Below are 25924 nucleotides of genomic sequence, written 5' to 3'. Positions count from 1 at the left end.
TTTCTCCGGCGTTACATTTGCTGTCTTATATGTGTTGCCGGGACCAGATCACAAGGTTGACTTGGCCCAGAGCCAGAGGCACAGAGACGCATATGCAGGCCATGATCCCCTTTCCCGACATTTCGCCCGAGATCTTTTCGATCTCGCTTTTTGGTATGGAGTTTGCGCTGCGCTGGTATGCGCTGGCCTATATCGCGGGAATCGTGATCGGCTGGCGGCTGGTGGTGGCGAGCGTGCGCCGTCCGGGGCTGTGGCCGGGGGGTGTGGCGCCGATGCGGCCCGAGCAGGTCGAGGACCTGCTGACATGGGTCATTCTGGGGGTCATCCTTGGCGGGCGGCTGGGCTATGTGCTGTTTTACCAGCCGGGCTACTACCTTGCCAATCCCGGCGAGATTTTGGCGGTTTGGCAAGGCGGCATGGCGTTTCACGGTGGCCTTATGGGCGTGGTGCTGGCGGTGTTGCTGTTTTCGCGCAAGCAGGGGATTGCGTGGCTATCGGTGGCTGATGCGCTCTGCATGGTGACGCCGGTGGGATTGCTGCTGGGGCGGATCGCGAATTTCATCAATGGCGAATTGTGGGGGCGGGCGACGGACCTGCCGTGGGGTGTGGTTTTTCCCTCGGCGGCGGCGCAGGATTGTGCCGGGGTTGTCGGGCTTTGCGCGCGCCATCCCTCACAGCTTTATGAGGCGCTGCTTGAGGGGTTGATCCTTGGGGCCGTGCTGTTGTGGCTGGGCTGGCGGCGCGGCGCGCTGCGGATTCCCGGCACGCTGACGGGGCTATTCTTTGCAGGCTATGGCGTCGCGCGGTTCATGGTGGAATTTGTGCGCCAACCCGATGCGCAGTTTGTGGGTGAAGGCAACCCGCTGGGCTGGGCGCTTCAGCTGGGCGAATTTGGCCTGACCATGGGGCAGATTCTGTCGTTGCCGATGATTGCCTTTGGAATTGGCATGGCGCTCTGGGCGCGGCGCGCGCAGGCGGCATGAGCGGGCTGCGGGCGCATTTTCTGGCGCGGATCGCCGAGGCTGGGCCGATGAGCCTTGCGGATTATATGGCAGTGTGCCTGATGCACCCCGAGTTTGGCTATTACGCGACACGCGATCCGTTTGGGGCGAGGGGCGATTTTATCACCGCGCCTGAAATCAGCCAGATGTTTGGCGAGTTCCTGGGGCTGTGCCTTGCGCAGGTGTGGCTGGATCAGGGACGGCCGGCGCGGTTTTTGCTGGCCGAGTTGGGGCCGGGGCGCGGGACGCTGATGGCAGATGTGCTGCGCGCGACGCGGGGCGTGCCGGGGTTTCGCGAGGCTGCCGAGGTGCATCTGGTCGAGGGATCGGCGGCCTTGCGCGCGGCGCAACGCCGGGCGATTGCGGGCGATGTGATCTGGCATGAGCGGGTTGAGAGCCTGCCGGAGGGGCCGCTTTACCTGCTGGCAAATGAGTTTTTCGATGCGCTGCCGATCCGACAGTTTCAGCGGTCTGGCGAGGGCTGGCGCGAGCGGGTCGTGGGACAGAGCGCGGGCCAGTTGCTGCTGGGTCTGGGCGGGCCGGTGGCCCTGCCTGCGCTGGCCGAGCGGTTGGCGGACACGCGCGAGGGCGATATTGTCGAGACTTGCGGGCCTGCGGCGGCGGTCATGGCAGAGATTGGCGCGCGGATTGCGGCGCAGGGCGGTGCCGCGCTGATTGTGGATTACGGCGATTGGCGATCACTGGGCGATACGTTTCAGGCGCTCAAGGCGCATCAGCCGGTTGATCCCTTGGCCGAGCCGGGGGCGGCGGACCTGACCGCGCATGTGGATTTCGAGGCGCTGGCGCTGGCGGCGGCACCTGCGATGCACACGCGATTGACGCCGCAAGGGGTGTTTCTGGAGCGGTTGGGGATCGCGGCGCGGGCCGAAGCCTTGGCGCGCAATCTGAGCGGCCCGGCGTTGGAAACGCATCTGGCGGCATATCAGCGCTTGACCGGGGCAGAGGAAATGGGGACGCTCTTTAAGGTGATGGGCCTCTATCCCGAGGGGGCCGCACCACCACCCGGATTGGAGCCATGACGCTAGAAATTCTCACTGCTGACAGCCTGGCCCCGCTGCGCCACGGGTTTTTTACCCGCAAGGGCGGTGCGTCTTCGGGCGTGTTTGCTGGCCTCAATTGTGGCCCGGGTTCGTCGGATCAATCCGAGATCGTGCAGATCAACCGGGCGCGGGTGGCCGAGGCGATGGGGGTGGCCCCGGATCACCTGATCACGGTGCATCAGGTGCATTCGGCGGATGTGGTGACAGTGACGGGACCCATGGGGACGCGCCCGCGCGCCGATGCGATGGTGACGGATGTGCCGGGCGTGGCGCTGGCGGTTCTGACGGCGGATTGCCAGCCGGTGCTGTTTGCCGATGTGGCCAATGGGGTGATCGGCGCGGCGCATGCCGGATGGCGCGGCGCGCTGGATGGTGTGCTGGAGGCGACGGTTGTCGGCATGGAGGGTCTGGGCGCGGACCGCCGCCGCATCAGGGCCGTTATTGGCCCGTCGATTTCGCAAGCGGCCTATGAGGTGGGACCCGAGTTTATCGAGGCGTTTTTGGCAGAGGATTCGGACAATGCCCGGTTTTTTGCCAATGGCGAGGGCGGGCGGTATCAGTTCGATCTGCCGGGCTTTGGGCTGCACCGGCTGCGGCAGTCTGGCATCGGGCAGGCGGAATGGACGCGGCATTGCACCTATGCCGATCCCGAGCGATTCTATTCCTATCGCCGCACCACCCATGCCGGTGAGGCCGATTATGGCCGGCTGATCTCGGTGATCCGTCTCTGATTGGGGCGCAATTTGGGCCGAAATTGTGGGGCTATTCGGGCGGCATCGGGGATGCCCCAAGATGTCTTTGAAAAATTTTATTTAAATTCAATGGATTGAGATTTGGCTTGGATGGCTTGCATGCCCTGATCTTGTCTGAATTTTCACGATTTCCGTCAAACCTTGGCCCCAAACCGGCGGCATAGTTGCTGGTAACGAAACAATGAGCCCCGCAAATTGGGGCCAGAGGCCAGAGGTTAAGAGCCATGAAAGCACGTTGGTTGAAATCGGTTGTGAAGCACAGCAAAGAGGCCGCCGTTGCGCTGCCGTATCAGCGCGGTCAGCGCAAGGTTGCGGTGCGGATCGTGGAACTGCCCAAGGCGGTCAAGACGGCCTGAGCGATCAGGCGCTGCTCTCGGCCCTGTTCGACACCTCGATCAGATTGCCATCGGGATCGCGCAGATAGAGCGAGCGGATCGGGCCAGTGGCCCCGGAGCGGGGCAAGGGGCCAAGCTCGACCGTTACGCCAAGCGCTGCGAAATGCTGCTGCCAGTCCTCTAGCGGGGTTTCACTGAGAAAGCACAGATCGGCGCTGCCGGGTTGGACATGAGCCGCCTTGGGATCGAATTCCGCGCGCCATTGATGCAGGTTGATCTTCTGCGCGCCGAATTTGAGCGCCCAGCGTGTGCTGCCATCGGCGGGGTGAAACACCTCAGGCGTCATCCCCAGAACATCCCGGTAAAAGGCGCAGGTGGCCGCAATATCCGCCACGGTCAGCACAAGATGGTCAAGAGCGGCGAGTGTCGGCTGGGTCATAGGGACGCCTCTGGTTTGAAGTCATCGGGAATACTGTCGATGCCATCGAGCATCAGATCGGCCATGACCGCGCCCACCTTGGGGGCCATGCCAAAGCCGATTTTAAAGCCGCCATTCGCAACAAATTCGCCCGGTCGGAAGGGATGCGCGCCCAGCATTGGTGCGCGTGACCGCGAGCGCGGGCGCACCCCGGCCCATCGCGCGACCACGGGCGCACCGGCAAGCGCAGGCACCGCCGCCACGGCGCGGGCGATGACATCGTCAAGCTGGGCATCGGTGCTGGTGGGATCATCATAATTGCGCTCTGAGGTGGAGCCGACGGCAGTTGTGCCATCCTCATGCGGCACGATATGCACCTGATTGGCGAAAATTTGCGGCTGATTGCGGGCGTCAAAGGCCAAAAGCGCGCCTTGCCCCTTAACCCCGTTGCCAACCGAGCGGGTATGCGCGGCGCTGAGCGCCTCGAGACCCGCGATGCCGGTGGCCCAGAGAATGCGACCCGTCATGGGGCCTTCGGTCACAACCTCGGCACCGCGCGCGTGCAGGGCGGCGACAAGGGCGGCGCAGGCCTGACGGGGATGCAGGCGCGCGGTGAGCGTGTCATGGATGATCTGGCCGGTGTCTGTTTCTGGGCACCACGGGCCGCTGGCGGGGATGATGCGCCATTCGGCCTGCCCCTGCCAGAGGGTTGCGGCGTTCTGGCTGCGCTCTTGCGCCAAGGCAAGGGCTGCGGCATCGGCGATGGGTTGCAGGCGGCCAAGGCTGGCATAACCGGGGGAGAGGTTCGAGACCTCGGCCACCTCGGCCCAGAACCCCGCGGCCATAAGCAGACTGTCGAGTTGAAACGCCTTTTTGCTATTCCAAAGCTCGGGCACATGCGGGGCCATGGCACCGACAATACCGCCCGACGCACCCGCGCCGGGGTCATGCGGGTCGATGACGCGCACACGTGCGCCGCGCCGCGCGCAAGACCACGCCACCGACAGGCCAAAGATGCCCGCGCCCATTACCGTGATGTCAACCATTGCCAATCCTTTGCCGTCGCGCGATGGTCGCGCGCGTTTTCGCCATGCTTTAGAGGATCGTACCATGCAGGACCAGACCGCAGACCTGATCTGGCGTGAGGGTGAGGTGCCGGTATCGGTGCGGTTCGATGATCCCTATTTCAGTCTCGACAATGGGTTGGCGGAAACGCGGCATGTGTTTCTGGGGGCAATGACCTGCCAGCGCGGTTTCGCGACGGGTTTCACATTGCGGAATTGGGGTTTGGCACCGGGCTGAACCTCTTGACCAGTTTGGTGGCGTGGCGGGCGGCGGGCGTATCCGGGCGTTTGCACTTTACCAGTTTCGAGGCCTATCCGATGGCCCCGCAAGACATGCGCCGCGCGCAAGCCCGCTTTGCGGAACTGGCGGGGGTCGCGGCGGAACTGGCCCCGCATTGGCAGGGGCAGGCACAGCGGATCAGCCTGCCGGACCTGGAGTTTGCCCTGATTGCAGGCGATGCGCGCGAGACGCTAAAGGCTTGGCCGGGCAGGGCGGATGCCTGGTTTCTGGATGGGTTTTCCCCCGCCAAGAACCCCGAACTGTGGCAGCCAGAGTTGATGGCCGAGGTGGCGCGGCATACAGCGCCAAAGGGCACGGCGGCCACCTATACGGCGGCGGGCTTTGTGCGCAAGGGGCTTGAGGCGGCTGGGTTTTGTGTTACGCGGGATCAGGGATATGGCCGCAAGCGGCATATGACCACGGCCCGGAAAGACCACCCATGAAAGACCGCTCGTGACAGTTCAAAACACCCGCTTGGGCATCTTGTTGATGGTGCTGACCACGGTCATCTTTGCCGCGCAGGACGGCATTTCCCGCCACCTGGCCGAGAATTACAACGTGCTGATGGTGGTGATGATCCGGTTCTGGTTCTTTGCTGCCTTTGTGATGGTGATCGCCGCGCGCAAGGCGGGGGTCTTCGGGCCGCGGCCACCACATCGCAGCCCTTGATGCAGGGGTTTCGCGCCGTGCTGCTGGTGGCGGAAATCTGCGTGATGGTCTATGGCTTTACCCTTCTGGGGCTGATCGAGGTGCATGCGGTCTTTGCCTGCTATCCGCTATTGATTGCCGCGCTTTCGGGTCCGGTTCTGGGCGAACGGGTGGGCTGGCGGCGGTGGTTGGCGATTGCGGTCGGGTTCATCGGCGTGCTGATCATTCTGGAGCCGGGGCTGGGCGTGATCGACCCCAAGGCGATTGTGCCCTTTATCGCCGCTTTGATGTTTGCGCTCTACGGGCTTTTGACGCGCTATGTGGCGCGCAAGGATACGGCGGCCACGAGTTTTTTCTGGACCGGGACAGTCGGGTCGGTTGCCATGACGCTGGCCGGGATCTGGTTCTGGGAGCCGATGACGTCGGATGCCTGGGCGTGGATGATCACGCTCTGCATCACCGGAGCGGCGGGGCATTACACGCTGATCAAATGCTACGAAGTGGCAGAGGCAAGCGCGGTGCAACCCTTTGCCTATCTGCAACTTTTCTTTGTGACGGGCATCGGGATTTTCATCTTTGGTGAAACGATTGCGCTGAATGTGGCCTTGGGCGGCGCGCTGGTGGTTGGCGCGGGTCTGTTTACGCTGTGGCGTCAGCGCAAGGTGGGATGAGGCGGGGCCAAGGTTTGCCGCAATTTTCATCGGCTTTACCCTCTGAGCTTCTCAGGGGGTTCTTTTTCGCGCGGCGATAAATTTTACCAATTGATAAAATTTCGAATCGTGGAATACTGATCCTCAGCCATCCATGACCGGAGACAGCCATGAGAGACCGCCAACTCGCCCCCGGTATCGTCGCAGGCCGGCTTGATCCCGCCGCCTTGCAGGGCAACTTCACCGATCTGCATCCCCCCCTTGATGATCACGAGGCGCTGGTGGCGGCGGATCGCTGTTATTTCTGCCATGACGCGCCCTGCATCACCGCTTGCCCCACCTCGATCGACATCCCGCTTTTTATCCGGCAGATCGCCACCGGCACGCCCGAGGCGGCGGCCAAGACGATCCTGAGCCAGAATATCCTGGGCGGCATGTGCGCCCGCGTTTGCCCCACAGAGACCCTGTGTGAAGAGGCCTGCGTGCGGGAGGCGGCCGAGGGGCAGCCGGTGCTGATCGGGCGGTTGCAGCGCTATGCGACGGATACCGTGATGGACCAAGGCGTGCATCCCTTTACCCGTGCTGCGCCCACGGGACGGCGGGTGGCGGTGGTGGGGGCGGGGCCTGCGGGGATGGCCTGCGCGCACCGGTTGGCGATGAAAGGCCATGATGTCACGCTCTACGATGGGCGCGCCAAGCCCGGCGGTCTTAATGAGTTTGGCATCGCCGCCTACAAGAGCACCGACAGTTTCGCCGCGCGCGAGGTTGACTGGCTGATGCAGATTGGTGGGATCACGCTGGCCACCGGGCAGCGTCTGGGGCGCGAGATGACGCTGGCGGAATTGCAGGAAGATCACGACGCGGTGTTCCTTGGGATTGGTCTGGGCGGGGTCAATGCGCTGGGGCTGAGCGGCGAGGACCGCGAGGGAATGCGCGATGCGGTGGATTTCATTGCCGATTTGCGGCAGGCCGAGGATCTCAACGATTTGCCAGTGGGCCGCGATGTGGTGGTGATCGGGGGCGGCATGACGGCGGTGGATGCCGCTGTGCAGGCCAAACTTTTGGGCGCGCTCAACGTCACGCTGGTTTATCGGCGGGGGCGCGACCGGATGAACGCCAGCCGCTATGAACAGGATCTTGCGGCCTCCAAAGGTGTGCGGATCGTGACCAATGCCACGCCCATCGCGGTGCATGGCAATGGCGCGGTGCGCGAGGTTGAGTTTGAGTATTCCGACGACGATCTCAGGCCCACGGGCGAACGATTCCGGCTTGCTGCTGATCAAGTGTTCAAGGCGATTGGTCAGACGCTTGAGGGGGCCGATTTGCCCGCGCTCGACGGGCGCAAGATCGCCGTTTCAGGCCCCGGGCGCACCTCCCTGCCCGGGGTCTGGGCGGGGGGCGATTGTGCGGCGGGGGGCGATGACCTGACCGTGACGGCAGTGGCCCAAGGGCGCGACGCTGCCGAAGACATCCACGCAACCCTGATGCCGGAGGGCTGAGCCATGGCGGATCTGTCGGATGGAGAACGTGCTGCACTTGCGAGAATCTCCAGTCTTGAATCGCCCGAGAAACTCAGAAACTTCATTGAAAATGCGCGACGCACGAAATCGCCGGTTGTCGAGCGGGCTGCATTTGCTCGCTTGTGCCTTGTTCAGCCCGAAGCAACACCAGGAACTGTGGAGCATGACGTCTGGCAGTCGATTCACGCTCTCGAAGAAATGCTTCGCGAAGAACGTGGTAAGACCGTGATGCTATCACGAACGCGTCACAAGATCGCTCGTGATGGGGAAGCAAAGACAGCAGCTGACCTTACCTTGAAGAAGGATGCATCAGCTGGCTTCACGGATCTGGTTCAACGCGGTCACCCGGAACTTACTTTTGAGGCGGTCGCCCTACGTCACCCAAAGACTTTTGATGACGAAGTTCTCGACTGTGCGCGTCGGCGCTTGGCATTGGCCGGCATTGATCCCGACAACTTCAAACCTTTAGCGGAAGGAAGCTGAGCCATGGCGGATCTGACAACCAACTTTATCGGTATCACATCGCCCAACCCGTTCTGGCTGGCCTCCGCGCCGCCGACGGACAAGGAATATAACGTCCGCCGCGCGTTCGAGGCGGGTTGGGGCGGTGTTGTCTGGAAGACATTGGGCGAGGCGGGGCCGCCCGTGGTGAACGTCAACGGGCCACGCTATGGGGCGATTTACGGCGCGGATCGGCGGCTTCTGGGGCTCAACAATATCGAGTTGATCACGGATCGCCCGCTGGAAGTGAACCTGGAAGAGATGCGCCGGGTCAAGCGCGACTGGCCCGACCGGGCGCTGATTGCGAGCCTGATGGTGCCGGTCAATGAGGACGCCTGGCGCGAGATATTGCACCGGGTCGAGGATACGGGATGTGATGGTGTGGAGCTGAATTTTGGCTGTCCGCATGGCATGAGCGAGCGCGGCATGGGCAGCGCGGTGGGGCAGGTGCCCGAATATGTGGGGCAGGTGGCGCATTGGTGCAAGAAACACTCGAACCTGCCGGTGATCGTGAAGCTTACCCCCAATATCACCGATATCCGCAAGCCCGCGCAGGCCGCCAAGGACGGCGGCGCGGATGCCGTAAGCCTGATCAACACGATCAATTCGATCACGAGCGTCGATCTTGATCTCTTTGCGCCTGAGCCCACGATTGACGGGCGGGGCGCGCATGGCGGCTATTGCGGGCCTGCGGTGAAGCCCATCGCGCTGAATATGGTGGCCGAGATTGCGCGCGATCCCGCCACGGCGGGCCTGCCGATCAGCGGTATTGGCGGCGTCACCACTTGGCGCGATGCGGCAGAATTCATGGCGCTGGGGGCGGGCAATGTGCAGGTCTGCACGGCGGCCATGACCTATGGGTTTAAGATCGTGCAGGAAATGATCTCGGGCCTGTTGCAATATATGGATGACAAGGGCTTTACCTCTGTTGACCAATTGGTTGGGCGCGCCGTGCCCAATGTGGTCAACTGGAAGGATCTGAACCTCAATTACGTGACCAAGGCCAAGATCAATCAGGATGACTGCATCAAATGTGGGCGCTGCTATGCCGCCTGCGAAGATACAAGCCATCAGGCCATTGCGATGTCCGAGGATCGGGTCTTTACCGTCAAGGATGACGAGTGCGTCGCCTGCAACCTCTGCGTCAATGTCTGCCCGATTGAGGGATGCATCACGATGGAACGGATGGCGGCGGGCATGGTCGATCCGCGCACCGGCGAGGTGGTGCAGGACGAGTATGCCAACTGGACAACCCATCCCAATAATCCGGGGCGCTGCGCGGCGGAGTAAAGGATTAAAGTAATCCACCGGTAAGCGGTGCCGCGCTATCGCGTGCCGCGTGCCGGGCGGCACGGCGATAAAGGTAGCGTGGCCAAGCCGCCGCAAGCGAGGTGTGCCCTGAGCCTTGCATGATCCGTGATACACCGGACGGATAGACTGCGCCCGCGCGCAGATGCGTGTGCCAATGGCTTTGAATGAGAAACTCGACCGGGCGGTCGAAGATCTCGGTCAGGTGCAGAAGGTGGGCGGCGGCATCCTGTCCAACCATCTGCACCGGGCTGCGTGGGGCGTTGACCACCGGCAGGCAAAGCACGCAACCGCCGTTGGTGTCGATCACGCGCGCAGGTCCGCGCACGGCTTGGGGCTGGAAGGCGATATACCCAAGATCGTCGATATGGTCGCGCGCCAGATCGCGCGCTCTTGCAAAGATTTGGGGGTCAAGGGCGGCATCCTCGTCGAAGATCAGCCCATAATCGAGACCCTGTCGGACAATCTCGGCCCAGATTTGCCGATGGCTGAGAAAGCGGGCAATTTCGGGGGTGGTCAGCGTGAACGGATAGAGCGGGGCAAAGAGCCCCGCCCCGACCGTGGCCGAAAGCACCGTAGAGGACAGCACAGAGGCCTCGACCTCGGGCCAGAGGTCGCCCTCTAGCCCGCAGGTGTTGAGCGTATCGCGCGCCCGCTCGCGTCGCGTGGCGTCGCGCGCGCCGTGCAGGGCAAAGGCGCGCCCCGCCATAGGGTCAGGCGCCGGGGGTCCAGCCCGAGACGGATTTGACCTCGAGGAAATCCTCGATGCCCCATTTGCCGCCTTCGCGCCCATGGCCCGATTGTTTCATCCCGCCAAAGGGCGAGCCTGCACCGCGCGACTGGCCGTTCATTTCCACCATGCCCGAGCGCAGGGCGCGCGCCAGCCGGTTGGCCCGTGCCGGATCACCGGTCTGCACATAGTTGGTGAGGCCATAGGGCGTGTCATTGGCGATACGGATGCCGTCCTCTTCAGTATCAAAAGGGATGATCGACAGGACCGGGCCAAAGATTTCCTCGCGCGCGATGGTCATCTCGTTGGTGACATCGGCAAAGACCGTGGGTTTCACGTAAAAGCCCCGGTTGAGACCGTCGGGCCGCCCGGTGCCGCCCGCAACCAGCCGCGCGCCTTCGTCGATACCCTGCTGGATGAGGTCCTGGATCTTGTTGAACTGTACCTCGTTGACCACGGGGCCGATGTGGCGACCGGCCTCGTTGGCGGGGCCCACGGGGATGGCATTCGCGGTTTCGGCGGCAATCTCGACCGCTTGGTCGTAAATCTCGCGCTGCACCAGCATCCGGGTGGGCGCGTTGCAGGATTGGCCGGTGTTGTTCATGCAGCGGATCACGCCGCGCTTGACCGCCTTGTCATCGGCATCGGCAAAGATCAGGTTGGCGCCTTTGCCGCCCAGCTCAAGGCTTACGCGCTTGAGCGTGTCGGCGGCGGATTTGGAGATGATGCGCCCGGCGCGCGACGAGCCGGTAAAGCTGATCATGTCCACATCGGGATGCGCGGTCAGTTGGCTGCCCACGCCCACACCATCGCCGTTGACGAGGTTGAAGACGCCCTTGGGCAGGCCCGCCGCATCGACGATTTCGGCAAAGATCACGGCGTTGAGCGGCGACTCCTCAGAGGGTTTCAGGATCATGGTGCAACCCGCGACCAGACCCGCGATCACCTTGAGGGTGACCTGATTCATCGGCCAGTTCCACGGCGTGATCATGCCGACAACGCCCACCGCCTCGTGGATGATCCGGTCATTGGGGGCGTGATCGCCAAGCGGTTCGTCAAAGGCAAAGTCGCGCGCGGCCGCGATGAAATTGGCGATATGCCAGCTTCCGGCACCGACCTGTTGTTCGCGGGCCATGTCGATGGGCGCGCCCATCTCGAGGCTGATGGCCTGTGCCATATCCTCGGCGCGGGCCTTGTAGGCCTCTAGAATTTTCTCTGCAAAAGCAATGCGTTCTGCCGCTGGCGTGGCCATCCACGCCGGGAAGGCCGCCTTGGCTGCGGCGACGGCGGCGTTGGTATCGGCCTGACCGCCCAAAGAGATCACCGCGCAGGGCTCTTCGGTCGAGGGATTGATGACCTTGTGATCTTTTGCCGCGAGGGGGTTGACCCACGCGCCATTGATGTAGAACTGACGTTTCTCGATCATGGTATTGACCTCCAGTGATTTGGCGGCACTCTGTCAGGGGTAATGCCGGGCTGCAAGGTTTGAAATAGGGCGCTTTGGGGCAATTTGATCAAATTTCTGCACCCCAAGGCGGAAATCAGGAAAGGATAGGCTATGGGCCTTCGAATCAATGATGTGATCCCCAATCTGACGGTGGAAACCGATCTGGGCACGATTTCACTGCATGAGTGGATTGGCGACAGCTGGGCGATTCTGTTTTCTCACCCCAAGGATTTTACCCCCGTTTGCACCACCGAGTTTGGCGCTGTGGCGCGCTTGGCCGAGGAATGGGAGAAGCGCGGATGCAAGGTGATCGGCGTCTCGGTCGATGGGGTTGAGGACCATCGCAAGTGGAAGGGCGATATTGAAAAGGTTGCTGGCAGTGCGGCGGGATTCCCGATTATCGCTGATGCGGGGCTTGTGGTGTCCAAGGCCTTCGACATGCTGCCCGCCGAGGCCTATTTGCCCGACGGGCGCACGCCCAACGACAGCGCCACGGTGCGCTCGGTCTTTATCATCGGGCCGGACAAGCAGTTGAAACTGAGCATGACCTATCCGATGACCGTGGGGCGCAATTTCGCCGAAGTTCTGCGCGCGCTTGATGCGCTGCAAACCACATCGCGCAATGGCGTGGCGACACCGGCGGATTGGACCGTGGGGCAGGACGTGATCATCCCGGCCAGCCTGAGCGATGCCGATGCCGAAGCCAAGTTTGGCAGCTTTGAGAAGGTGTTGCCGTATCTCAGAAAGACCAGCTTGAAGGGGTAGGTTGGCTCTGAGGAAGGCTTTGACACCGCGCGAGGAGCCGCGCGGTTGCTGGGCCGGGGACTAGCGAAGCAACAGCCTTGGCTGCCACTTTATGCCAGCCAAGGCTATGCGACCCGTCAGTGATACGCTCGCTCTCCAAATCGCTAGGCCGCGGGACGGCCCAGCGATCGCGCGGCGGCGCGTACCGCGCCTTGATCCCGCGCGTGGGTGATTGGGGCTGCCGTTTGCTTGCATCGCCCTCACCCCAGTGGCGCAAACACCGCCATCTGGCTTGCTCCGCCCAAGGCGGGGTGGGCCTCTCCTATGGCGTGGCAGGTGACCGTGTAGCCGTGGCGTGCCGCCACGCCTTCGGCCCAGCCTGAGAACCGCGCGCGATCCCATTCGAAATGATGCCCCGGATGGCGAAAGCGGTGGCTGGGCACGCCCAGCACCGGGTTGAATTCGGCGTTGGGCGTGGTCACGATCACATGGCCGGGGCGCATATCGGCAAAGAGCGCGCGTTCCAGCCGATTGAGATCACCAAGTGGCAGATGTTCGATGGTTTCCACAAGGCAAGCGCAGTCATAGCCGCGCAAATTGGGGTGGGCCACGGTCATGGATGCCTGCGCCAGTTGCACCTTGGCGCGTGTCTCGGGGGGCAGGTCCGCCAGCCGCGCCTGTGCCGCGCGCAGCGAGGGTAGATCAATGTCGATGCCGGTCAGGCGGGTGAGGCCGGGCAAGAGCGCCAGACGCAGCAAAAGATCGCCCGCACCGCAGCCCAGATCAAGCAGAGTGCTTGCGCCGGTCTTGGTCACGGCGGTCTCTACTGCCTGAAGGCGGGCATCATGCAAAGCGGTGGTCACAACGGGCCTCTGTGGGTTGGCACGGGTCATGGGCCGCTGTGCCATACGCGCGGCGCAAAGGCCAGAGCCGTGCCGCCCCCCAAGCCCCATGGACAGGCCGAACCTATTTGCCTAAGCCTTGCTGTCAGACAGAGCGAGGATGCCATGGCGCGGCGCAAACCCTTTGACATCGGCGGTGTAACGGTCGCGGCGGGCACGCGCGCGCGGGTGGATATCCCTGTAAGCACGCTGTCCAATCACACGCCGGTCAATCTCTCGGTCGAGGTGATCCATGGGCGGCGGGCGGGGCCGGTGCTGTTTGTCTCGGCGGCGATCCACGGCGATGAGGTGATCGGGGTCGAAATCATGCGCCGCCTGCTCAAGGCGGCACCGCTGGCCTCGATGGCAGGAACGCTGATGGCGGTGCCGATTGTCAACACCTTCGGCTTTCTCAATCACAAGCGCTATCTGCCCGACCGGCGCGATCTGAACCGGGTGTTTCCGGGGGTGAGCGAAGGCTCGATGGCGTCGCAACTGGCGTATATTTTCATGGATCAGGTGGTGCGGCGTGCGGATGTGGGCATTGACCTGCATTCGGCGGCCATTCACCGCACCAACCTGCCGCAAATCCGGCTGACGCCGGGCAACACGCGGCTGGAAGAGCTGGGCCGTGCCTTTGGCGCGCCGGTGATGATGGAGTCAAAGCTGCGCGACGGATCGTTGCGGATGGCCGCGGAACAGGCGGGGGTGGACGTGCTGCTCTACGAGGGGGGCGAGGGGCTCCGGTTTGACGAATTCGCGGCGCGGGCGGGGGTGAGCGGTATCCTGCGGGTGATGCAGCATCTGGGCATGATCGGTGCCAAGGGTGTGCCGCGTGCGCGCGGTGTGCCGATCCGGGCGGCGCGCTCGCGTTGGTATCGTGCGCCGCGCGGCGGGCTGTTTCGCGGCTATCTGGCGGTGGGCGATGCGGTGCAGCCGGGCACGGTGCTGGGCGCGGTGGCCAATGCCTTTGGCGATGTCGAAACCGAGGTGGTGGCGGATGTGACCGGCATCATCATCGGGCGTACCAACCTGCCAGTGGTTTATGAGGGTGATGCGCTGTGCCATGTGGCGGAAACGCCGCGTGCCGAAGCGGCGGCAGAGGGGATCAGCGCCCATCTCGAGGCGGCGGCGCTGTTTGACGAGGATGAGATCATCTGAGCGGCACCGCCGCGTTACGGCACGGCGGTGACATTGAGTATTTGCACCAAGAAGAAGCGGAAAGGCGTTTTGGGCCGTTCAGCCTTGGGGCCAGTCGTTGATGATCTGCATCGCCTCATCCGCCGTTTCAACGAATTGGAAGAGATCGAGATCCTCGGCGCTGATTGTGCCCGCCTCGGACAGCGCCTCCCAGTTGATGATGGATTGCCAGAAGGTGGCCCCAAAGAGCAGGAACGGCACGCGCTTCATCCGGTCGGTCTGAATGAGCGTCAGCGCCTCGAACATCTCGTCGAGCGTGCCAAAGCCGCCGGGAAAGACGCAGATGGCACGGGCGCGCATCAGGAAATGCATCTTGCGGATGGCGAAGTAGTGAAAGTTGAAGCACAGGCCGGGGGTGACATATTCGTTCGGGGCCTGCTCATGTGGCAAGACGATATTGAGGCCGATCGAGGCCCCGCCCGCATCCGCAGCACCACGATTGCCCGCCTCCATCACGCCCGGACCGCCGCCCGTGGCAATCACATAGTCGCGCCCATCGCTGGCCATGGATTTTTCGGTCATTAGCCGCGCGAATTTGCGCGCCTCGTCGTAATAGCGCGAGAGATCGGCGAGCGTTTTGGTGCGGGCCGTGTTCTTTTGCGACGGTTCGGGAATGCGCGCGCCGCCAAAGAGCACGACGGTGCTCTGGATGCCGCGCTCGTTCAGGATCATCTCGGGCTTCAAGAGTTCGAGTTGCAAGCGCACGGGACGCAATTCGTCGCGGCACATGAAATCGGGATCGGCAAAGGCCAGACGATAGGCAGGCGCACGGGTCTGGGGCGTGTCCGGCACCTGTTCAGCGGTGGAGCGGTCGGAGCCGGCATCGCGGAATTGGCTGAGGCGGTCGTCTTTCATCGCGGGCGATCCTTGCTTGGGTCTTTGACTTCAGGAGTATAGGGTTTGACCCATCAAGAAAAGGCAAAGAGGTGCAAGCGATGGCGTGGCAGGGACGTATTGGAGAGGCGGGCCAGCGCATTGTTGCGCATGTGCGGCGCACGCCGGTGATGCAGGCGGAGGTTGGTGGATATTCTGTGGCGCTCAAGCTGGAGCAGATGCAGCATACCGGCAGTTTCAAGGCGCGCGGCGCGTTCAACACGCTCTTGCAGGCGACCGTGCCGGAGGCGGGGATTGTTGCGGCCTCTGGCGGCAATCACGGGGCGGCAGTGGCCTATGCGGCGGCACGGCTGGGCCACCGCGCGCGGATCTACGTGCCCGAGATTGCAGGACCGGCCAAGATTGCGCTCATCCGCGCCCAAGGGGCCGATTTGCAGGTGGTGCCCGGGGCCTATGCCGAGGCGGCGGCGCGCGCCGCTGAATGGCAGGCGGCGACGGGTGCAATGCAGGTGCATCCCTATGACGCCGAGGCGACCGTGGCCGGACAAGGCACGGTGATGGCGGAATGGGAGGATCAGGGACTGGACGCGGACACGGTGCTGATTGCCGTGGGCGGTGGCGGGCTGATTGCCGGGTCTTTGGGCTGGCTTGAGGGGCGTCGCCGGGTGGTGGCGGTCGAGCCAGAGACCTCTTGCGCGCTGCATGCCGCGCTGGCGGCGGGCGCGCCCGTTGATGTCGAGGTGTCGGGGGTGGCGGCCAATGCGCTGGGTGCGCGGCGGATTGGAGGCCTGTGCTATGGTCTGGCCGAGGCGCAGGGCGTGGCCAGTGTGCTGGTGAGTGACGCTGCAATTCTTGAGGCGCAGGCGCTTTTGTGGCGGGAGGTGCGGCAGTTGGTGGAACCGGCGGGGGCCACGGCGCTGGCGGCGCTTTTGTCGGGCGATTATCGGCCTGCGGCGGGGGAGCGGGTGGCGGTTCTGATCTGTGGTGGCAATATCGCGCCTGACCCGCTGGCATAACCGGGAACGATCATGGCGCGCGACCCGGACAGGAGCGCCATGGCGGGCCGGTCTGCAAGCGCCAAGGCGGCCAGCGTCATAAGGACACTGGCCGCCGCAATTATGATTTCAATGGCATCCCGCAAGGGCGTTTAGCCTTTGCCGACGATGTTATGTTCAGGTCCGAAGGGGAAGCCGGTGATATTCTCGGCCCCTTCTTCGCCGATGACCAGAATGTCATGCTCGCGGTAGCCACCGGCACCGGGCTGGCCTTCGGGGATCATCACCATCGGTTCCATCGACACGACCATGCCGGGTTTCAGCACGGTGTCGATATCCTCGCGCAGTTCCACGCCCGCCTCGCGGCCATAATAGTGGCTGAGCACGCCAAAGCTGTGGCCATATCCGAAAGAGCGGTATTTCAGCAGGTCCCATTCGCGATACATCTCGTTCAGCTCAATCGCGATATCCATGCAGCGCGCGCCGGGTTTCATCAACTCCAGCCCGCGGCGATGCACGGCGACGTTTTTCTCCCAGATGTCGAGGCTGGCGTCATCGACGTGATCGCAAAAAAGCGTGCGTTCGAGCGCGGTGTAATAGCCAAAGATCATCGGAAAGGTGTTGAGGCTGAGGATGTCGCCCGATTGCACCACGCGGTTGGTCACGGGGTTATGCGCGCCATCGGTGTTGATGCCCGACTGGAACCATGTCCAGGTGTCCATCAGTTCGACAAAGGGGAAGGATTTGGCAATCTCGCGGATCATCGCATTTGTGCCCGCAATCGCCACCTCGTGTTCGGGCACGCCTGCCTTGACAGCGCCCGCCACGGCATAGCCACCCACGTCACAGATGCGCGCGCCTTCGGTGATGAGCTTGATTTCCTCGGCGGATTTGATGGTGCGCATCCACATCGAGGGTTGGCTCACGTCCACCAATTCGACGCCGGGCAGGGCATCCTGCAAAAGCTGGCGATAATCGAGCGAAACATGGTCAAACTCGATGCCGACGCGGCGGGCACCCTTGGTCAGGCCCTGCACCGCGCGGTAGAAATTGTCGCGCCGCCAGTCGGTATAGGTGACATTGCTGCCGAATGTTCGCCGCCAGGGCTGGCCGCCGTCGATGCCTGCGGAAATGGTCGTGGCGTTCTTTTGGTCAATGACCATGCCATATTTGCGACCGAAATAGCAGTAGAGCCAGCCTGAGTAATAGTTAATGCAGTGATAGGACGTGAAGAGCGCCGCATCGACGTTGTTATCGGCCATCCAGACGCGCAATTCGTTCTGGCGGCGGGCCATTTCATTGTCGGAAAAGGGCGAAAACTCCTTTTCGCCGTTGTGCCATTCCGTGACGTGCAACATGTCGTCAAGCATTTGGGTCTCTCCTCACTGGCTTGGATGTTTATCCGCTACCAGCAAAGAGGCTCTGCAAGAAATTAATAGGTTTGATCTGAGAATAAGAAAATGAAATGTAGGCTAGCTGCGCGCATGCGTTGGTTTGCGGAATGCGCTGACCCCTTCGGTGATCTGTTCGATCAGTTTCAGCGCCGCGTCAGAGGCTTTGATATGTTTGTAAAAGAGGCCGACATGCAGATTGGCGAGCGGTGGGAATCCCTCTTTGGGTGACAGCACGCGCATGCCGGGCAGGAGCGTTTTCTTGGTCAACGCCGTCACGCCCATCCCATCCAGCACTGCGTTTTGCACGGCTGTGATGCCGGGGCTCTCAAAGCAGATGCGCCATTCGCGCCCCTCGGTGTTCAGTGCGTCGATCATCCGTTTGCGATAGAAGCAGCCCTTGGGGTGGGCGATGATTTGCACCGGCTTGTCGAGCGAGAATTGATAGTCGCGCCCACAGACCCAGAATGGGCGCTCTGACCAGTAGAGCGAGACATAGGGCGCGGGCATCGTATCGGTGATGGCGATGGCAAGGTCCAATTCATCGACATGCAGCTGGCTGAGGATATTGCGGCTCCAGTCGCAGCGGATGTCGAATGTCACCTCGGGATTGGCGCGGGCGAAATCGGCGATGATGCGCTGAAAATATCCAATCGCGTAATCGGTGGGCAAACCCACCCGCAGCGTGCCCATGAATTGAGCCTCGTGCAGGTTGGCAACCGCACGATCATTCAGGCGCAACATCTCGCGGGCATAGCCGATAAGGGCGTGCCCCTGCGGTGTCAGCTCCAGAACCTTGCCCTTGTGATGCAAGAGTTTGGCGCCCACCAAATCTTCCAACCGTTTGATTTGCAGGGAAATCGCGGGCTGCGTGCGGCCCAGAACCTGACCGGTTTCGGTGTAGTTGCCAAGGTCCACCACCGTCACAAACGTGCGGATCAGGTCGGTTTGCAGATTGACGAAATGGCGCATGATTAAGAATCCTTATTCATGCATTGTTACTATGAATTTTGCGCATGAGGCAAGCTGTTCTAGGGTCCCTCAATCCGAGAGAAAAGGGGATGACATGGCCCAAGATACGGTTTTTGCAGCAGAATTAGCCTGGCCCGAGTATCAGCGCCGGGTCGCGCGTGGCGGGGTGCCGATTCTCATCCCGCTTGGGTCGATGGAGCAGCATGGCCATCACATGCCGATGCATGTCGATGTGCTGTTGCCCACCGAATTTGCGCGCCGCGCGGCGGTTGAGGTGGGCGGGCTGGTCGCGCCGCCGTTTACATATGGGTATAAATCGCAGCAGAAATCTGGCGGTGGCAATTTCTTTCCGGGCACCACCAGCCTTGATGGCGCGAGCCTTGTGAATGCGCTCAAGGATGTGATCCGCGAGTTTGCGCGCCACGGCAACCGTCAGATCTGCATCGTGAATGGTCATTTCGAGAATTCGTGGTTCATTGCCGAGGGGATCGACCTTGCGCTGCGCGAATTGGGCTGGTCGGGCATCCATGACACCAAGGTCGTGGTGCTGTCCTACTGGGATTTTGTCGATCAGGCGGCGATTGCCAAGCTATACCCCGAGGGGTTTCTGGGCTGGGATATCGAGCATGGCGGGGTGCTGGAAACCTCGCTCATGCTGCGGCTCTATCCAGACCTTGTATCGCTGGAGCGCGCGGTGGATCACGCGCCGGCGAGTTTTCCGCCCTACGATGTCTATCCGCCGCATCCCGAGTGGACGCCCGCAAGTGGCACGCTGTCCTCGCCCAAGAATGCCACGGCGGAAAAGGGCGACATCCTGATTGATGTCTGCACGCGCGGAATCGTCGCGGCGCTGCGCACCGAGTTTGCAACGCGCGACCGCGTGGCGGCTGAGTGACTGGATTGAAAATTAAAAACAAATGCATGCCAACAAGGAGACCACAATGACCCTGAGAACCCCCACCCGCCGCCACCTTTTGAAGATGACCGCAGGCGCGGCGCTGGCCACTCCGTTCCTGTCGATCCGGGCGTCGGCGCAGACCGTCAACCTGTCGATGCTGGCCTGGTATGGCCATGCAGAGCCTGACATCGTTGGCGCGTTCGAAGAAGAGAATAACGTCAAGTTCACGCCGAAATACTATACTGGCGGCGACAATATGCTGGGCCTGATCGCGCAATCCCCGGCGGGCACCTATGATGTGATCCTGTCGGATGCCGAATATGTGCAGCAGTTGAACGCGGCGGGCTATATCGAGGCGCTCGATGCCGCCGATTACGCCTTTGATGATTTTTACCCCGAGTTCCAGAACTTCCCCGGCCATTGGCAGGATGACACGCTCTACTCCGTGATCACGCGCTTTGGCTTTCTGGGGGTGGCGCATAACACCGATGTGCTGAGCGAAAAGGACGCGGCCAGCTATGCGGTGTTCTCGGACGCCCGCGTGACCGGCAAGCTGGGGCATTTCGACTGGCATTTGCCCAACCTTGGGCAACTGAGCCTCTCGGCGGGCAATGGGTCTGCCTATGACATCGACGACGCAGGCTGGGACAAGGTGCAAGAGGCCACGATGGCGCTGCGCGGGCAGGTCGGCGGGTTCTTTGACTATGGCGGCACCTTCTCGTCGCTCAATGATGGGCAGATGGTGGCCTTTGCCGGGATTGGTGACTGGATTACCGGCGTGTTGGAAAAGAACGGTGCCAAGGTCCGCACCACCATTCCCGAAGAGGGCGGGTTGCAGTGGACCGAGTCGTTTTCGATTGGCAAGGGCACGCAGAATTACGACATGGCGCGCAAGTGGATTCAGTGGATCACCTCAGCCGAGGGGCAAGCAAAATCCGCCGATATGGCCGCCTATCCCGCGCTCATCCCCAACAAGAAAGGCTGGGAGGTGCTGAATGCCACCAACCCCGCCGAGGCCAAGCGGCAGAATATGGTGCTGGGCCAGCATAACGCGATGGACATGATCCGCGAAGGGCGTATCCAGTATCGCCAATTGCCTGTGCAACAAAGCCTTGAGGACTGGAACGACTTCTGGTCCGACTACAAGGGCGCCTGACGGGGGCTTGGCCGGGGTCTCTTCTCCCCAGACCCCGGCCCCTCTGTTCTTGCCTCTGAGAAAGCCGCATTCCATGACCCGACCCAGCCTATTCTCTCTCACCCTGTCGCTGCCCCTTTTGATCTGGCAGTTGGCGTTCTTTGCGGTGCCGCTGCTTTTCCTGATCGCCATCAGCTTTTGGACGGTGCGCAATTTCCAGATGATGCCGGATCTGAATTTCGGCAATTGGGAACGTATCCTGACGCGCGGCACCTTTTGGGATGCCTATGCGCGCACCGCTCTTCTGGCCACGGCAAGCGCGGTTCTGACCAGCGCCATCGCCTTCCCGGCGGCCTATGCGATTTCATTCAAGCTGTCGGAGCGGGTCAAGCAATGGGTGATTTTCGTGCTGATCATCCCGTTCTTCACCAGCTATCTGGTGCGTATCTATGCGCTACAGGTGTTCCTGTCGGATGGGGGCATCATCAATGCCGCGCTGGGGATGCTGGGGGTTGGGCCCTTTGGCATGCTCAACACCACGTTCGGGACGCTGGTGGGCATGGTCACGCTCTGTCTGCCGCTGGTGATCCTGTTGCAGGTTTTCAGCCTCAATTTCGTCAATCGCGATTTTGTCGAGGCGGCGCATAATCTGCGCTGCGGGCGGCTGCGCACGGTGTTTTCGGTGATCGTGCCATCGGCGCGCGTTGGCCTTGTGATTGCGGCACTCTTTGCCTTTATCCTGTCGTTTGGCGATTTCGTCAGCCCGCTTTATCTGGGTGGGGGCAATCCGCCAACGCTGTCGATCCTGATCACCGATATCACCAAATCCGGGCAGCAATGGCCGCGCGCTGCCGTGGTCGCGTTGATGATGATCGGCACGCTGCTGACCGTGGCCTTTGCCGCCATCACCTATGCCTATAAGGAGCGCGGCAAATGACCGGCAATGACAATCGCCTGATCAATGGCGCCTTGAAACTGCATATCGCGGTTTGTGTCCTCTTCATCTTTGCGCCGATCCTTGGCAGCTTCGTCTTTTCGCTCAATTCCGACCGGTTCCCGTCGCTGCCCTTGGGGCATTTCTCGACCGAGTGGTATCGGCTGATCTGGGAAGATCCGTTTGTCTGGGCCGGGTTCCTGAACACGGTGGTCGTGGGGTTGATCGTGGCGGTGATTGCCACGGTGCTGGGATTTGGCGGGGCCTATACAGATTTTCGCTACAACTTCTTTGGCAAGAACGTCTATCTCGCGCTCGCGCTTTTGCCACCGACCATTCCGGTGGTGATCATGGGGCTGGCGATGCTGGCGTTCCTGTCGCGCGTCAATCTGTCGGGCAGCGCGATTTCCATCATCATTGCGCATGGGGTGATGTGCAGCCCCTTTGCCATGGCGATCATCCGCCTGCGTCTGTCGCAGATGGACCCGGATCTAGAGGCGGCATCGTGGAACCTTGGGGGCAATGAATGGGCGACGCTGCGCCATGTCATCATTCCTTTTACCAAGCCCGCGATCTTTGCCGCGCTCTTCATCACCATGGCGGTGTCGTTTGATGAATTCGCGGTGGCGTGGTTCGTTTCGGGCCTCAATGAAACGCTGCCTGTGAAAATTCTGGGCTTTCTTCAGGGGCAGGTCAGCCCGCGGATCAATGCCATCGGCTCGCTCGCCTTTCTCAGTTCGATCACACTTATCATTCTGGCGCAGATGCTGTTGCGCAATTCGACAAAGGACAAGCCATGAACATGCAAACCCCTGTGAAATCCGACGCCATTGTCAGGCTGGAAGGTGTGGTCAAAAGGTTTGGCGAGTTCACCGCCGTGGAACGCGCGGATTTCGAGATCGGACGCGGCGAGTTTCTGGCGATCATGGGCTCGTCGGGCTGTGGCAAGACCACGACGCTGCGGATGCTGGCGGGGCTCGAGGACCCGAGCGAGGGCAATATCTATCTCGACGGGGCGCGGGTAAACGGCAAGGCAACATGGGACCGCGACACGCCGATGGTCTGGCAGAGCCTTGCGCTGTTTCCGTTTCTCACGGTGCAGGAAAACGTCGAATTCAGCCTCAAGATGCGCGGTGTGGGCAAGGCGGAGCGCGCGCAACGGGCGCGCAAATGGCTGGACAAGATGCAGATCCTTGAATTCGCGGATCGCAATATCTCGCAATTGTCGGGCGGGCAGCGGCAGCGGGTTGCCTTGGCGCGCGCGCTGGTGACAGAGCCGAAAATCCTGCTGCTGGACGAGCCGCTTTCGGCGCTCGATGCGCATCTCAAGGTGCGGATGCAGGCGGTTCTGTCCAATCTGCAAAAGGATCTGGGCATCACCTTTGTCTATGTCACCCATTCCATGTCCGAGGCGTTTTCGATGGCCGACCGCGTGGTGATCATGAGCCGGGGCAAGATCGAACAGATCGGCACGCCGCAGGAAATCTATCATGCGCCGCGCAATCGGTTCGTGGCGGAATTCCTGGGCTCGGCGAATATCTTTACCGGCAAGCTGGTCGAGAAAACGGGCGATCTGTGGCAGGTCGAGACGGCGCATGGGCGATTTGCGGTCAAAGCGCCTCAAACCCCTGCGAAATCCGTGGGCGATACGCTGTCTTTTGTCGTCAGCGCCGAAAAGATGCAGATCAGCGCGGCAGATGCGGGCGTTCCGGGAATTCGCGCGCGGGTGGTCGGCGAAGAGTTTGTCGGGGCCTCGGCGATTGTCTTTCTTGAGACGGATGCAGGAGAGGAGTTGAAGGTGCAGAAAAGTCATGGTGAACTGGCATCCATTGATCTGCATTCAGGAAGCCCCCTGACCCTGCATTGGGAGCCCGAAGCCTGTCATGTCCTACCCGGAGAATGACGCCCATATCACACGCAAAGCGATTGTGCCGCAGGGGGCGGCATTCTTTGCCATAGAGACCACCAAACCTGCCCGGCATTTTGCCTTTCACCTGCTGCCGGATTTCACGCTGCTGGCGTTCAGCGCGGCGCTTGATCCGCTGCGCATTGCCAATCAACTGGCGCAACGCCCGCTCTATCGCTGGACCGTCACCTCTCAGGATGGGGGGCCGGTGGTCAGCTCTTGCGCCATGTCGGTGAATGTCGATCAGTCGTTGGGGGCGTTTGCGCGTGAAACCGATCTTGTGGTTTGTGGCGGCACCGTGCGCACCGGCACGGGCAGCAAGGACCTGCTGGCGCTGCTGCGTCAGCATGCGCGCTTTGGTGGGCGCGTGGGGGGCATTTGCACCGGGGCCATTTCGCTCGCGCAGGCGGGGCTGCTCGAGGGGCGGCGTGCAACGCTGCATTGGGAAAACCAGCCTGCGTTTCGCGAGAAATTCCCCGAGGTCGAGGTGACGGGCAATACCTTTGAGGTGGATGGCGGGATTTTCACCTGCGGTGGCGGGGTGGGTGCCACCGATATGATGCTGGAAATGATCGAGGCCGATTATGGCCGGCCCTTTGCCGATGTGGTGGCCGATATGTGCCTCTATAGCCAACGCCGGGCCGAGCGCAGCCCGCAGCGCGCCTCGATCAGCAATGCGCTGGATAGCCGCAATCCGCTGTTGGTGCGGGCGATCAAGGTGATGCAGACCAATATCGAAACCCCGATTAGCATGGATGAATTGGCCGATGCGGCGGGCTGTTCGCGCCGCCAGATGGAGCGGCTTTTCGTGAAATATCTGCGCAAGACGCCCTATCGCTTTTTCCGCGATCTGCGGCTGGATCATGGCCGCAGCCTGTTGCGCGAGACGGACTTGAGCGTGACCGAGATTGCCATGGCCTCTGGCTTTGCCTCGCCCATGGTGTTCATCAAGACATTCCGCAGCCGCTTTGGCCATTCGCCGGGGCAGTATCGGCGCGCGGGCTGAGTGCGACAGCGCTTGTCGCCGGGCGGTTGATGTTGTCAATTGAGGCGACTGACAGCAAAGGGCCGGTGATATGGATATGAATTTGGGAATGCGCCCCGAGATGCGCGCGCTTTTGGCGCGGGTGTCGGCCATGGTGCGCGACGAGATCATGCCGCTTGAGGCCGAGTATCACGCTGAAATCGGCAAAGGGGATCGCTGGGGCTATACCCCCCGGCAGGCCGAGATTCTGGAAGGGCTCAAGGCGCGCGCCAAGGCGGCGGGGCTGTGGAATTTCTGGCTGACTGACAGCGCGCGGGGCTTTGGCCTGACCACGGTCGAATATGCCTATTTCGCCGAGGAGATGGGCAAGACCCCGATGGGGGCCGAGGTGTTCAACTGCAACGCCCCCGACACCGGCAATATGGAAGTGTTCGAGCGTTATGGCACCGAGGCGATGAAGGCCGCATGGCTGGCCCCGCTCTTGGAGGGGGAGATTCGCAGCGCGTATCTCATGACAGAGCCGGATGTTGCGAGTTCTGACGCCACCAATATCGCCATGTCCTGTGTGCGCGACGGGGATCATTATGTGCTGAATGGCCAGAAATGGTGGGCCACGGGGGCCGGTGATCCGCGCTGCAAGGTCTATATCGTGATGGTCAAAACCGGCGGCGATGACCTGCCCAAGCATCAGCGCCATTCGATGATTGTCGTCCCTGCCGATACGCCCGGTATCGAGAAACTGCGCCCGATGCAGGTTTACGGCCATGACGACGCGCCCCATGGGCATATGCATTTCAACTTTGCGGATGTGCGGGTGCCTGCGGAAAACCTGCTCTTGGGTGAAGGGCGCGGGTTTGAGATTGCACAAGGTCGCCTCGGGCCGGGGCGTATTCACCACTGCATGCGCGCGATCGGGCAGGCCGAGGCGGCGCTCGAGATGATGTGCAAGCGCAGCCTTGCGCGCGAGGCCTTTGGCAAGCCGCTGGCGCAATTGGGCGCGAATTACGACATTATCGCAGAATCTAGGATGGAGATCGAACAGGCGCGTTTGCTCTGCCTCAAGGCCGCGTGGATGATGGATCAGGGCGACGCGCGCGCCGCCGCCCCTTGGATCAGCCAAATCAAGGTGGTGGCCCCGCGCGTGGCACTCAAGGTGATCGACGAGGCGGTGCAGATGTTCGGCGCGCAGGGCATCTCGCAGGATGTGCCGCTGGCGGCGATGTGGACCCATGTGCGCACCCTGCGTCTGGCCGACGGCCCCGACGCGGTGCATCGCAGGCAGGTGGCGCGGGCAGAGTTGCGCAAGCACACGCAGGATAAGGTCTGATTGGGTG

General features: G+C 62.0%; 25 protein-coding genes and 2 pseudogenes. 19 read left to right on the top strand and 8 right to left on the bottom strand.

All coding sequences use genetic code 11. From position 1 onward, the window contains the following. The first annotated feature begins 92 nt into the window (after positions 1 to 92). The 4 genes from lgt (at position 93) to ACLGGT_RS03670 (ending at position 3170) form a co-directional block, all read left to right on the top strand. The gene (gene lgt / locus ACLGGT_RS03685) at positions 93 to 983 is read left to right on the top strand and encodes a prolipoprotein diacylglyceryl transferase (protein ID WP_437195063.1); all 891 of its coding nucleotides are present in this window, start codon (positions 93 to 95) and stop codon (positions 981 to 983) included. Continuing rightward, complete coding sequence (locus ACLGGT_RS03680; RefSeq protein ID WP_437195062.1) at positions 980 to 2041, top strand: class I SAM-dependent methyltransferase; 1062 nt, start codon at positions 980 to 982, stop codon at positions 2039 to 2041. Before lgt ends, ACLGGT_RS03680 begins: the two co-directional genes overlap by 4 nt. Beyond that, positions 2038 to 2793 carry a peptidoglycan editing factor PgeF gene (pgeF, locus tag ACLGGT_RS03675; protein WP_437195061.1) on the top strand — a complete coding sequence of 252 codons (756 nt, stop codon included), beginning with the start codon at positions 2038 to 2040 and terminating at the stop codon, positions 2791 to 2793. Before ACLGGT_RS03680 ends, pgeF begins: the two co-directional genes overlap by 4 nt. Positions 2794 to 3038: 245 nt before the next feature. After that, positions 3039 to 3170 carry a hypothetical protein gene (locus tag ACLGGT_RS03670; protein WP_257788533.1) on the top strand — a complete coding sequence of 44 codons (132 nt, stop codon included), beginning with the start codon at positions 3039 to 3041 and terminating at the stop codon, positions 3168 to 3170. A gap of 4 nt (positions 3171 to 3174) precedes the next feature. On the opposite strand, the gene ACLGGT_RS03665 is transcribed toward ACLGGT_RS03670, so the two are convergent. Together ACLGGT_RS03665 and ACLGGT_RS03660 are read right to left on the bottom strand one after the other, a co-directional pair. Continuing rightward, the gene (locus tag ACLGGT_RS03665; protein WP_151976721.1) at positions 3175 to 3588 is read right to left on the bottom strand and encodes a VOC family protein; all 414 of its coding nucleotides are present in this window, start codon (positions 3586 to 3588) and stop codon (positions 3175 to 3177) included. Beyond that, complete coding sequence (locus tag ACLGGT_RS03660) at positions 3585 to 4613, bottom strand: NAD(P)/FAD-dependent oxidoreductase (protein ID WP_151976719.1); 1029 nt, start codon at positions 4611 to 4613, stop codon at positions 3585 to 3587. The genes ACLGGT_RS03665 and ACLGGT_RS03660 overlap by 4 nt, the downstream gene beginning before the upstream one ends. A 64-nt stretch (positions 4614 to 4677) precedes the next feature. Between ACLGGT_RS03660 and mnmD the strand changes: the two are divergent. From mnmD to preA, 5 genes and pseudogenes are all read left to right on the top strand, one after another. Next, positions 4678 to 5354 (top strand): annotated as a pseudogene (gene mnmD / locus ACLGGT_RS03655) (tRNA (5-methylaminomethyl-2-thiouridine)(34)-methyltransferase MnmD). Between the two features lie 10 nt (positions 5355 to 5364). Further along, positions 5365 to 6230: pseudogene (locus ACLGGT_RS03650) on the top strand (DMT family transporter). Positions 6231 to 6379: 149 nt separating this feature from the next. After that, a complete protein-coding gene (locus tag ACLGGT_RS03645) occupies positions 6380 to 7708 on the top strand; it encodes an NAD(P)-dependent oxidoreductase (protein ID WP_437195060.1) in 1329 nt (442 codons plus the stop codon). 3 nt (positions 7709 to 7711) lie between these two features. Further along, positions 7712 to 8212, top strand: coding sequence for a hypothetical protein (locus tag ACLGGT_RS03640; RefSeq protein ID WP_037296719.1), 501 nt, complete (start codon positions 7712 to 7714; stop codon positions 8210 to 8212). A gap of 3 nt (positions 8213 to 8215) precedes the next feature. Continuing rightward, entirely contained in the window at positions 8216 to 9520 is a 1305-nt protein-coding gene (gene preA / locus ACLGGT_RS03635; RefSeq protein WP_437195059.1) for an NAD-dependent dihydropyrimidine dehydrogenase subunit PreA, read from the top strand. Between the two features lie 4 nt (positions 9521 to 9524). On the opposite strand, the gene ACLGGT_RS03630 is transcribed toward preA, so the two are convergent. Continuing rightward, on the bottom strand, positions 9525 to 10247 hold the full coding sequence (locus ACLGGT_RS03630; protein ID WP_081507596.1) for a glycosyltransferase family 25 protein: 723 nt from the start codon (positions 10245 to 10247) through the stop codon (positions 9525 to 9527). Positions 10248 to 10251: 4 nt separating this feature from the next. Continuing rightward, positions 10252 to 11694 (bottom strand): aldehyde dehydrogenase family protein, encoded by a 1443-nt coding sequence (locus ACLGGT_RS03625; protein WP_437195058.1) that lies wholly within the window; start codon positions 11692 to 11694, stop codon positions 10252 to 10254. Positions 11695 to 11826: 132 nt separating this feature from the next. Here ACLGGT_RS03625 and ACLGGT_RS03620 point away from each other — a divergent pair, with 132 nt between their 5' ends. Beyond that, positions 11827 to 12480: a peroxiredoxin gene (locus ACLGGT_RS03620; RefSeq protein ID WP_008279313.1), complete on the top strand. Its 654-nt coding sequence runs from the start codon at positions 11827 to 11829 to the stop codon at positions 12478 to 12480. A gap of 239 nt (positions 12481 to 12719) precedes the next feature. On the opposite strand, the gene ACLGGT_RS03615 is transcribed toward ACLGGT_RS03620, so the two are convergent. Then, positions 12720 to 13322 (bottom strand): methyltransferase, encoded by a 603-nt coding sequence (locus tag ACLGGT_RS03615; RefSeq protein WP_437195057.1) that lies wholly within the window; start codon positions 13320 to 13322, stop codon positions 12720 to 12722. 144 nt (positions 13323 to 13466) lie between these two features. Between ACLGGT_RS03615 and ACLGGT_RS03610 the strand changes: the two genes are divergently transcribed. Then, positions 13467 to 14501, top strand: coding sequence for a succinylglutamate desuccinylase/aspartoacylase family protein (locus tag ACLGGT_RS03610; RefSeq protein WP_437197391.1), 1035 nt, complete (start codon positions 13467 to 13469; stop codon positions 14499 to 14501). Between the two features lie 78 nt (positions 14502 to 14579). On the opposite strand, the gene ACLGGT_RS03605 is transcribed toward ACLGGT_RS03610, so the two are convergent. After that, positions 14580 to 15395, bottom strand: coding sequence for an LOG family protein (locus ACLGGT_RS03605; protein WP_151977145.1), 816 nt, complete (start codon positions 15393 to 15395; stop codon positions 14580 to 14582). 80 nt (positions 15396 to 15475) lie between these two features. On the opposite strand from ACLGGT_RS03605, the gene ACLGGT_RS03600 reads away from it, so the two are divergent. Next, on the top strand, positions 15476 to 16390 hold the full coding sequence (locus ACLGGT_RS03600) for a threonine/serine dehydratase (RefSeq protein WP_437195056.1): 915 nt from the start codon (positions 15476 to 15478) through the stop codon (positions 16388 to 16390). A gap of 131 nt (positions 16391 to 16521) precedes the next feature. Here the strand turns inward: ACLGGT_RS03600 and ACLGGT_RS03595 are convergent, their stop codons facing one another. Together ACLGGT_RS03595 and ACLGGT_RS03590 are read right to left on the bottom strand one after the other, a co-directional pair. After that, positions 16522 to 17739 carry a M24 family metallopeptidase gene (locus tag ACLGGT_RS03595; RefSeq protein WP_081507599.1) on the bottom strand — a complete coding sequence of 406 codons (1218 nt, stop codon included), beginning with the start codon at positions 17737 to 17739 and terminating at the stop codon, positions 16522 to 16524. Positions 17740 to 17841: 102 nt separating this feature from the next. Further along, positions 17842 to 18732, bottom strand: a complete 891-nt coding sequence (locus tag ACLGGT_RS03590) for a LysR substrate-binding domain-containing protein (protein WP_008279306.1) — start codon at positions 18730 to 18732, stop codon at positions 17842 to 17844. Between the two features lie 94 nt (positions 18733 to 18826). Between ACLGGT_RS03590 and ACLGGT_RS03585 the strand changes: the two genes are divergently transcribed. From ACLGGT_RS03585 to ACLGGT_RS03555, 7 genes are all read left to right on the top strand, one after another. Next, the gene (locus ACLGGT_RS03585; RefSeq protein WP_008279305.1) at positions 18827 to 19627 is read left to right on the top strand and encodes a creatininase; all 801 of its coding nucleotides are present in this window, start codon (positions 18827 to 18829) and stop codon (positions 19625 to 19627) included. A gap of 46 nt (positions 19628 to 19673) precedes the next feature. Further along, a complete protein-coding gene (locus ACLGGT_RS03580; protein ID WP_437195055.1) occupies positions 19674 to 20786 on the top strand; it encodes a polyamine ABC transporter substrate-binding protein in 1113 nt (370 codons plus the stop codon). Positions 20787 to 20859: 73 nt separating this feature from the next. After that, on the top strand, positions 20860 to 21702 hold the full coding sequence (locus tag ACLGGT_RS03575) for an ABC transporter permease (protein WP_008279303.1): 843 nt from the start codon (positions 20860 to 20862) through the stop codon (positions 21700 to 21702). Next, positions 21699 to 22499: an ABC transporter permease gene (locus ACLGGT_RS03570; RefSeq protein ID WP_081507602.1), complete on the top strand. Its 801-nt coding sequence runs from the start codon at positions 21699 to 21701 to the stop codon at positions 22497 to 22499. The genes ACLGGT_RS03575 and ACLGGT_RS03570 overlap by 4 nt, the downstream gene beginning before the upstream one ends. Further along, a complete protein-coding gene (locus tag ACLGGT_RS03565) occupies positions 22496 to 23602 on the top strand; it encodes an ABC transporter ATP-binding protein (protein WP_081507603.1) in 1107 nt (368 codons plus the stop codon). Before ACLGGT_RS03570 ends, ACLGGT_RS03565 begins: the two co-directional genes overlap by 4 nt. After that, entirely contained in the window at positions 23583 to 24611 is a 1029-nt protein-coding gene (locus tag ACLGGT_RS03560; RefSeq protein WP_008279300.1) for a GlxA family transcriptional regulator, read from the top strand. The genes ACLGGT_RS03565 and ACLGGT_RS03560 overlap by 20 nt, the downstream gene beginning before the upstream one ends. Before the next feature lie 70 nt (positions 24612 to 24681). Next, positions 24682 to 25917, top strand: coding sequence for an acyl-CoA dehydrogenase family protein (locus ACLGGT_RS03555; RefSeq protein WP_437195054.1), 1236 nt, complete (start codon positions 24682 to 24684; stop codon positions 25915 to 25917). Positions 25918 to 25924: the final 7 nt, after the last annotated feature.

Source organism: Roseovarius sp. MS2 (assembly GCF_051447875.1).
Classification (GTDB): Bacteria; Pseudomonadota; Alphaproteobacteria; order Rhodobacterales; family Rhodobacteraceae; genus Roseovarius; species Roseovarius mucosus_A.
This window is presented reverse-complemented; position numbering and strand designations above follow the sequence as displayed.

Excerpts from the sequence above, each read along its gene's own strand:
- lgt (WP_437195063.1), top strand. The coding sequence starts at position 93 with ATGCAGGCCATGATCCCCTTTCCCGACATTTCGCCCGAGATCTTTTCG.
- ACLGGT_RS03680 (WP_437195062.1), top strand. The coding sequence starts at position 980 with ATGAGCGGGCTGCGGGCGCATTTTCTGGCGCGGATCGCCGAGGCTGGG.
- pgeF (WP_437195061.1), top strand. The coding sequence starts at position 2,038 with ATGACGCTAGAAATTCTCACTGCTGACAGCCTGGCCCCGCTGCGCCAC.
- ACLGGT_RS03670 (WP_257788533.1), top strand. The coding sequence starts at position 3,039 with ATGAAAGCACGTTGGTTGAAATCGGTTGTGAAGCACAGCAAAGAGGCC.
- ACLGGT_RS03665 (WP_151976721.1), bottom strand. The coding sequence starts at position 3,588 with ATGACCCAGCCGACACTCGCCGCTCTTGACCATCTTGTGCTGACCGTG.
- ACLGGT_RS03660 (WP_151976719.1), bottom strand. The coding sequence starts at position 4,613 with ATGGTTGACATCACGGTAATGGGCGCGGGCATCTTTGGCCTGTCGGTG.
- ACLGGT_RS03645 (WP_437195060.1), top strand. The coding sequence starts at position 6,380 with ATGAGAGACCGCCAACTCGCCCCCGGTATCGTCGCAGGCCGGCTTGAT.
- ACLGGT_RS03640 (WP_037296719.1), top strand. The coding sequence starts at position 7,712 with ATGGCGGATCTGTCGGATGGAGAACGTGCTGCACTTGCGAGAATCTCC.
- preA (WP_437195059.1), top strand. The coding sequence starts at position 8,216 with ATGGCGGATCTGACAACCAACTTTATCGGTATCACATCGCCCAACCCG.
- ACLGGT_RS03630 (WP_081507596.1), bottom strand. The coding sequence starts at position 10,247 with ATGGCGGGGCGCGCCTTTGCCCTGCACGGCGCGCGCGACGCCACGCGA.
- ACLGGT_RS03625 (WP_437195058.1), bottom strand. The coding sequence starts at position 11,694 with ATGATCGAGAAACGTCAGTTCTACATCAATGGCGCGTGGGTCAACCCC.
- ACLGGT_RS03620 (WP_008279313.1), top strand. The coding sequence starts at position 11,827 with ATGGGCCTTCGAATCAATGATGTGATCCCCAATCTGACGGTGGAAACC.
- ACLGGT_RS03610 (WP_437197391.1), top strand. The coding sequence starts at position 13,467 with ATGGCGCGGCGCAAACCCTTTGACATCGGCGGTGTAACGGTCGCGGCG.
- ACLGGT_RS03605 (WP_151977145.1), bottom strand. The coding sequence starts at position 15,395 with ATGAAAGACGACCGCCTCAGCCAATTCCGCGATGCCGGCTCCGACCGC.
- ACLGGT_RS03600 (WP_437195056.1), top strand. The coding sequence starts at position 15,476 with ATGGCGTGGCAGGGACGTATTGGAGAGGCGGGCCAGCGCATTGTTGCG.
- ACLGGT_RS03595 (WP_081507599.1), bottom strand. The coding sequence starts at position 17,739 with ATGCTTGACGACATGTTGCACGTCACGGAATGGCACAACGGCGAAAAG.
- ACLGGT_RS03590 (WP_008279306.1), bottom strand. The coding sequence starts at position 18,732 with ATGCGCCATTTCGTCAATCTGCAAACCGACCTGATCCGCACGTTTGTG.
- ACLGGT_RS03585 (WP_008279305.1), top strand. The coding sequence starts at position 18,827 with ATGGCCCAAGATACGGTTTTTGCAGCAGAATTAGCCTGGCCCGAGTAT.
- ACLGGT_RS03580 (WP_437195055.1), top strand. The coding sequence starts at position 19,674 with ATGACCCTGAGAACCCCCACCCGCCGCCACCTTTTGAAGATGACCGCA.
- ACLGGT_RS03575 (WP_008279303.1), top strand. The coding sequence starts at position 20,860 with ATGACCCGACCCAGCCTATTCTCTCTCACCCTGTCGCTGCCCCTTTTG.
- ACLGGT_RS03570 (WP_081507602.1), top strand. The coding sequence starts at position 21,699 with ATGACCGGCAATGACAATCGCCTGATCAATGGCGCCTTGAAACTGCAT.
- ACLGGT_RS03565 (WP_081507603.1), top strand. The coding sequence starts at position 22,496 with ATGAACATGCAAACCCCTGTGAAATCCGACGCCATTGTCAGGCTGGAA.
- ACLGGT_RS03560 (WP_008279300.1), top strand. The coding sequence starts at position 23,583 with ATGTCCTACCCGGAGAATGACGCCCATATCACACGCAAAGCGATTGTG.
- ACLGGT_RS03555 (WP_437195054.1), top strand. The coding sequence starts at position 24,682 with ATGGATATGAATTTGGGAATGCGCCCCGAGATGCGCGCGCTTTTGGCG.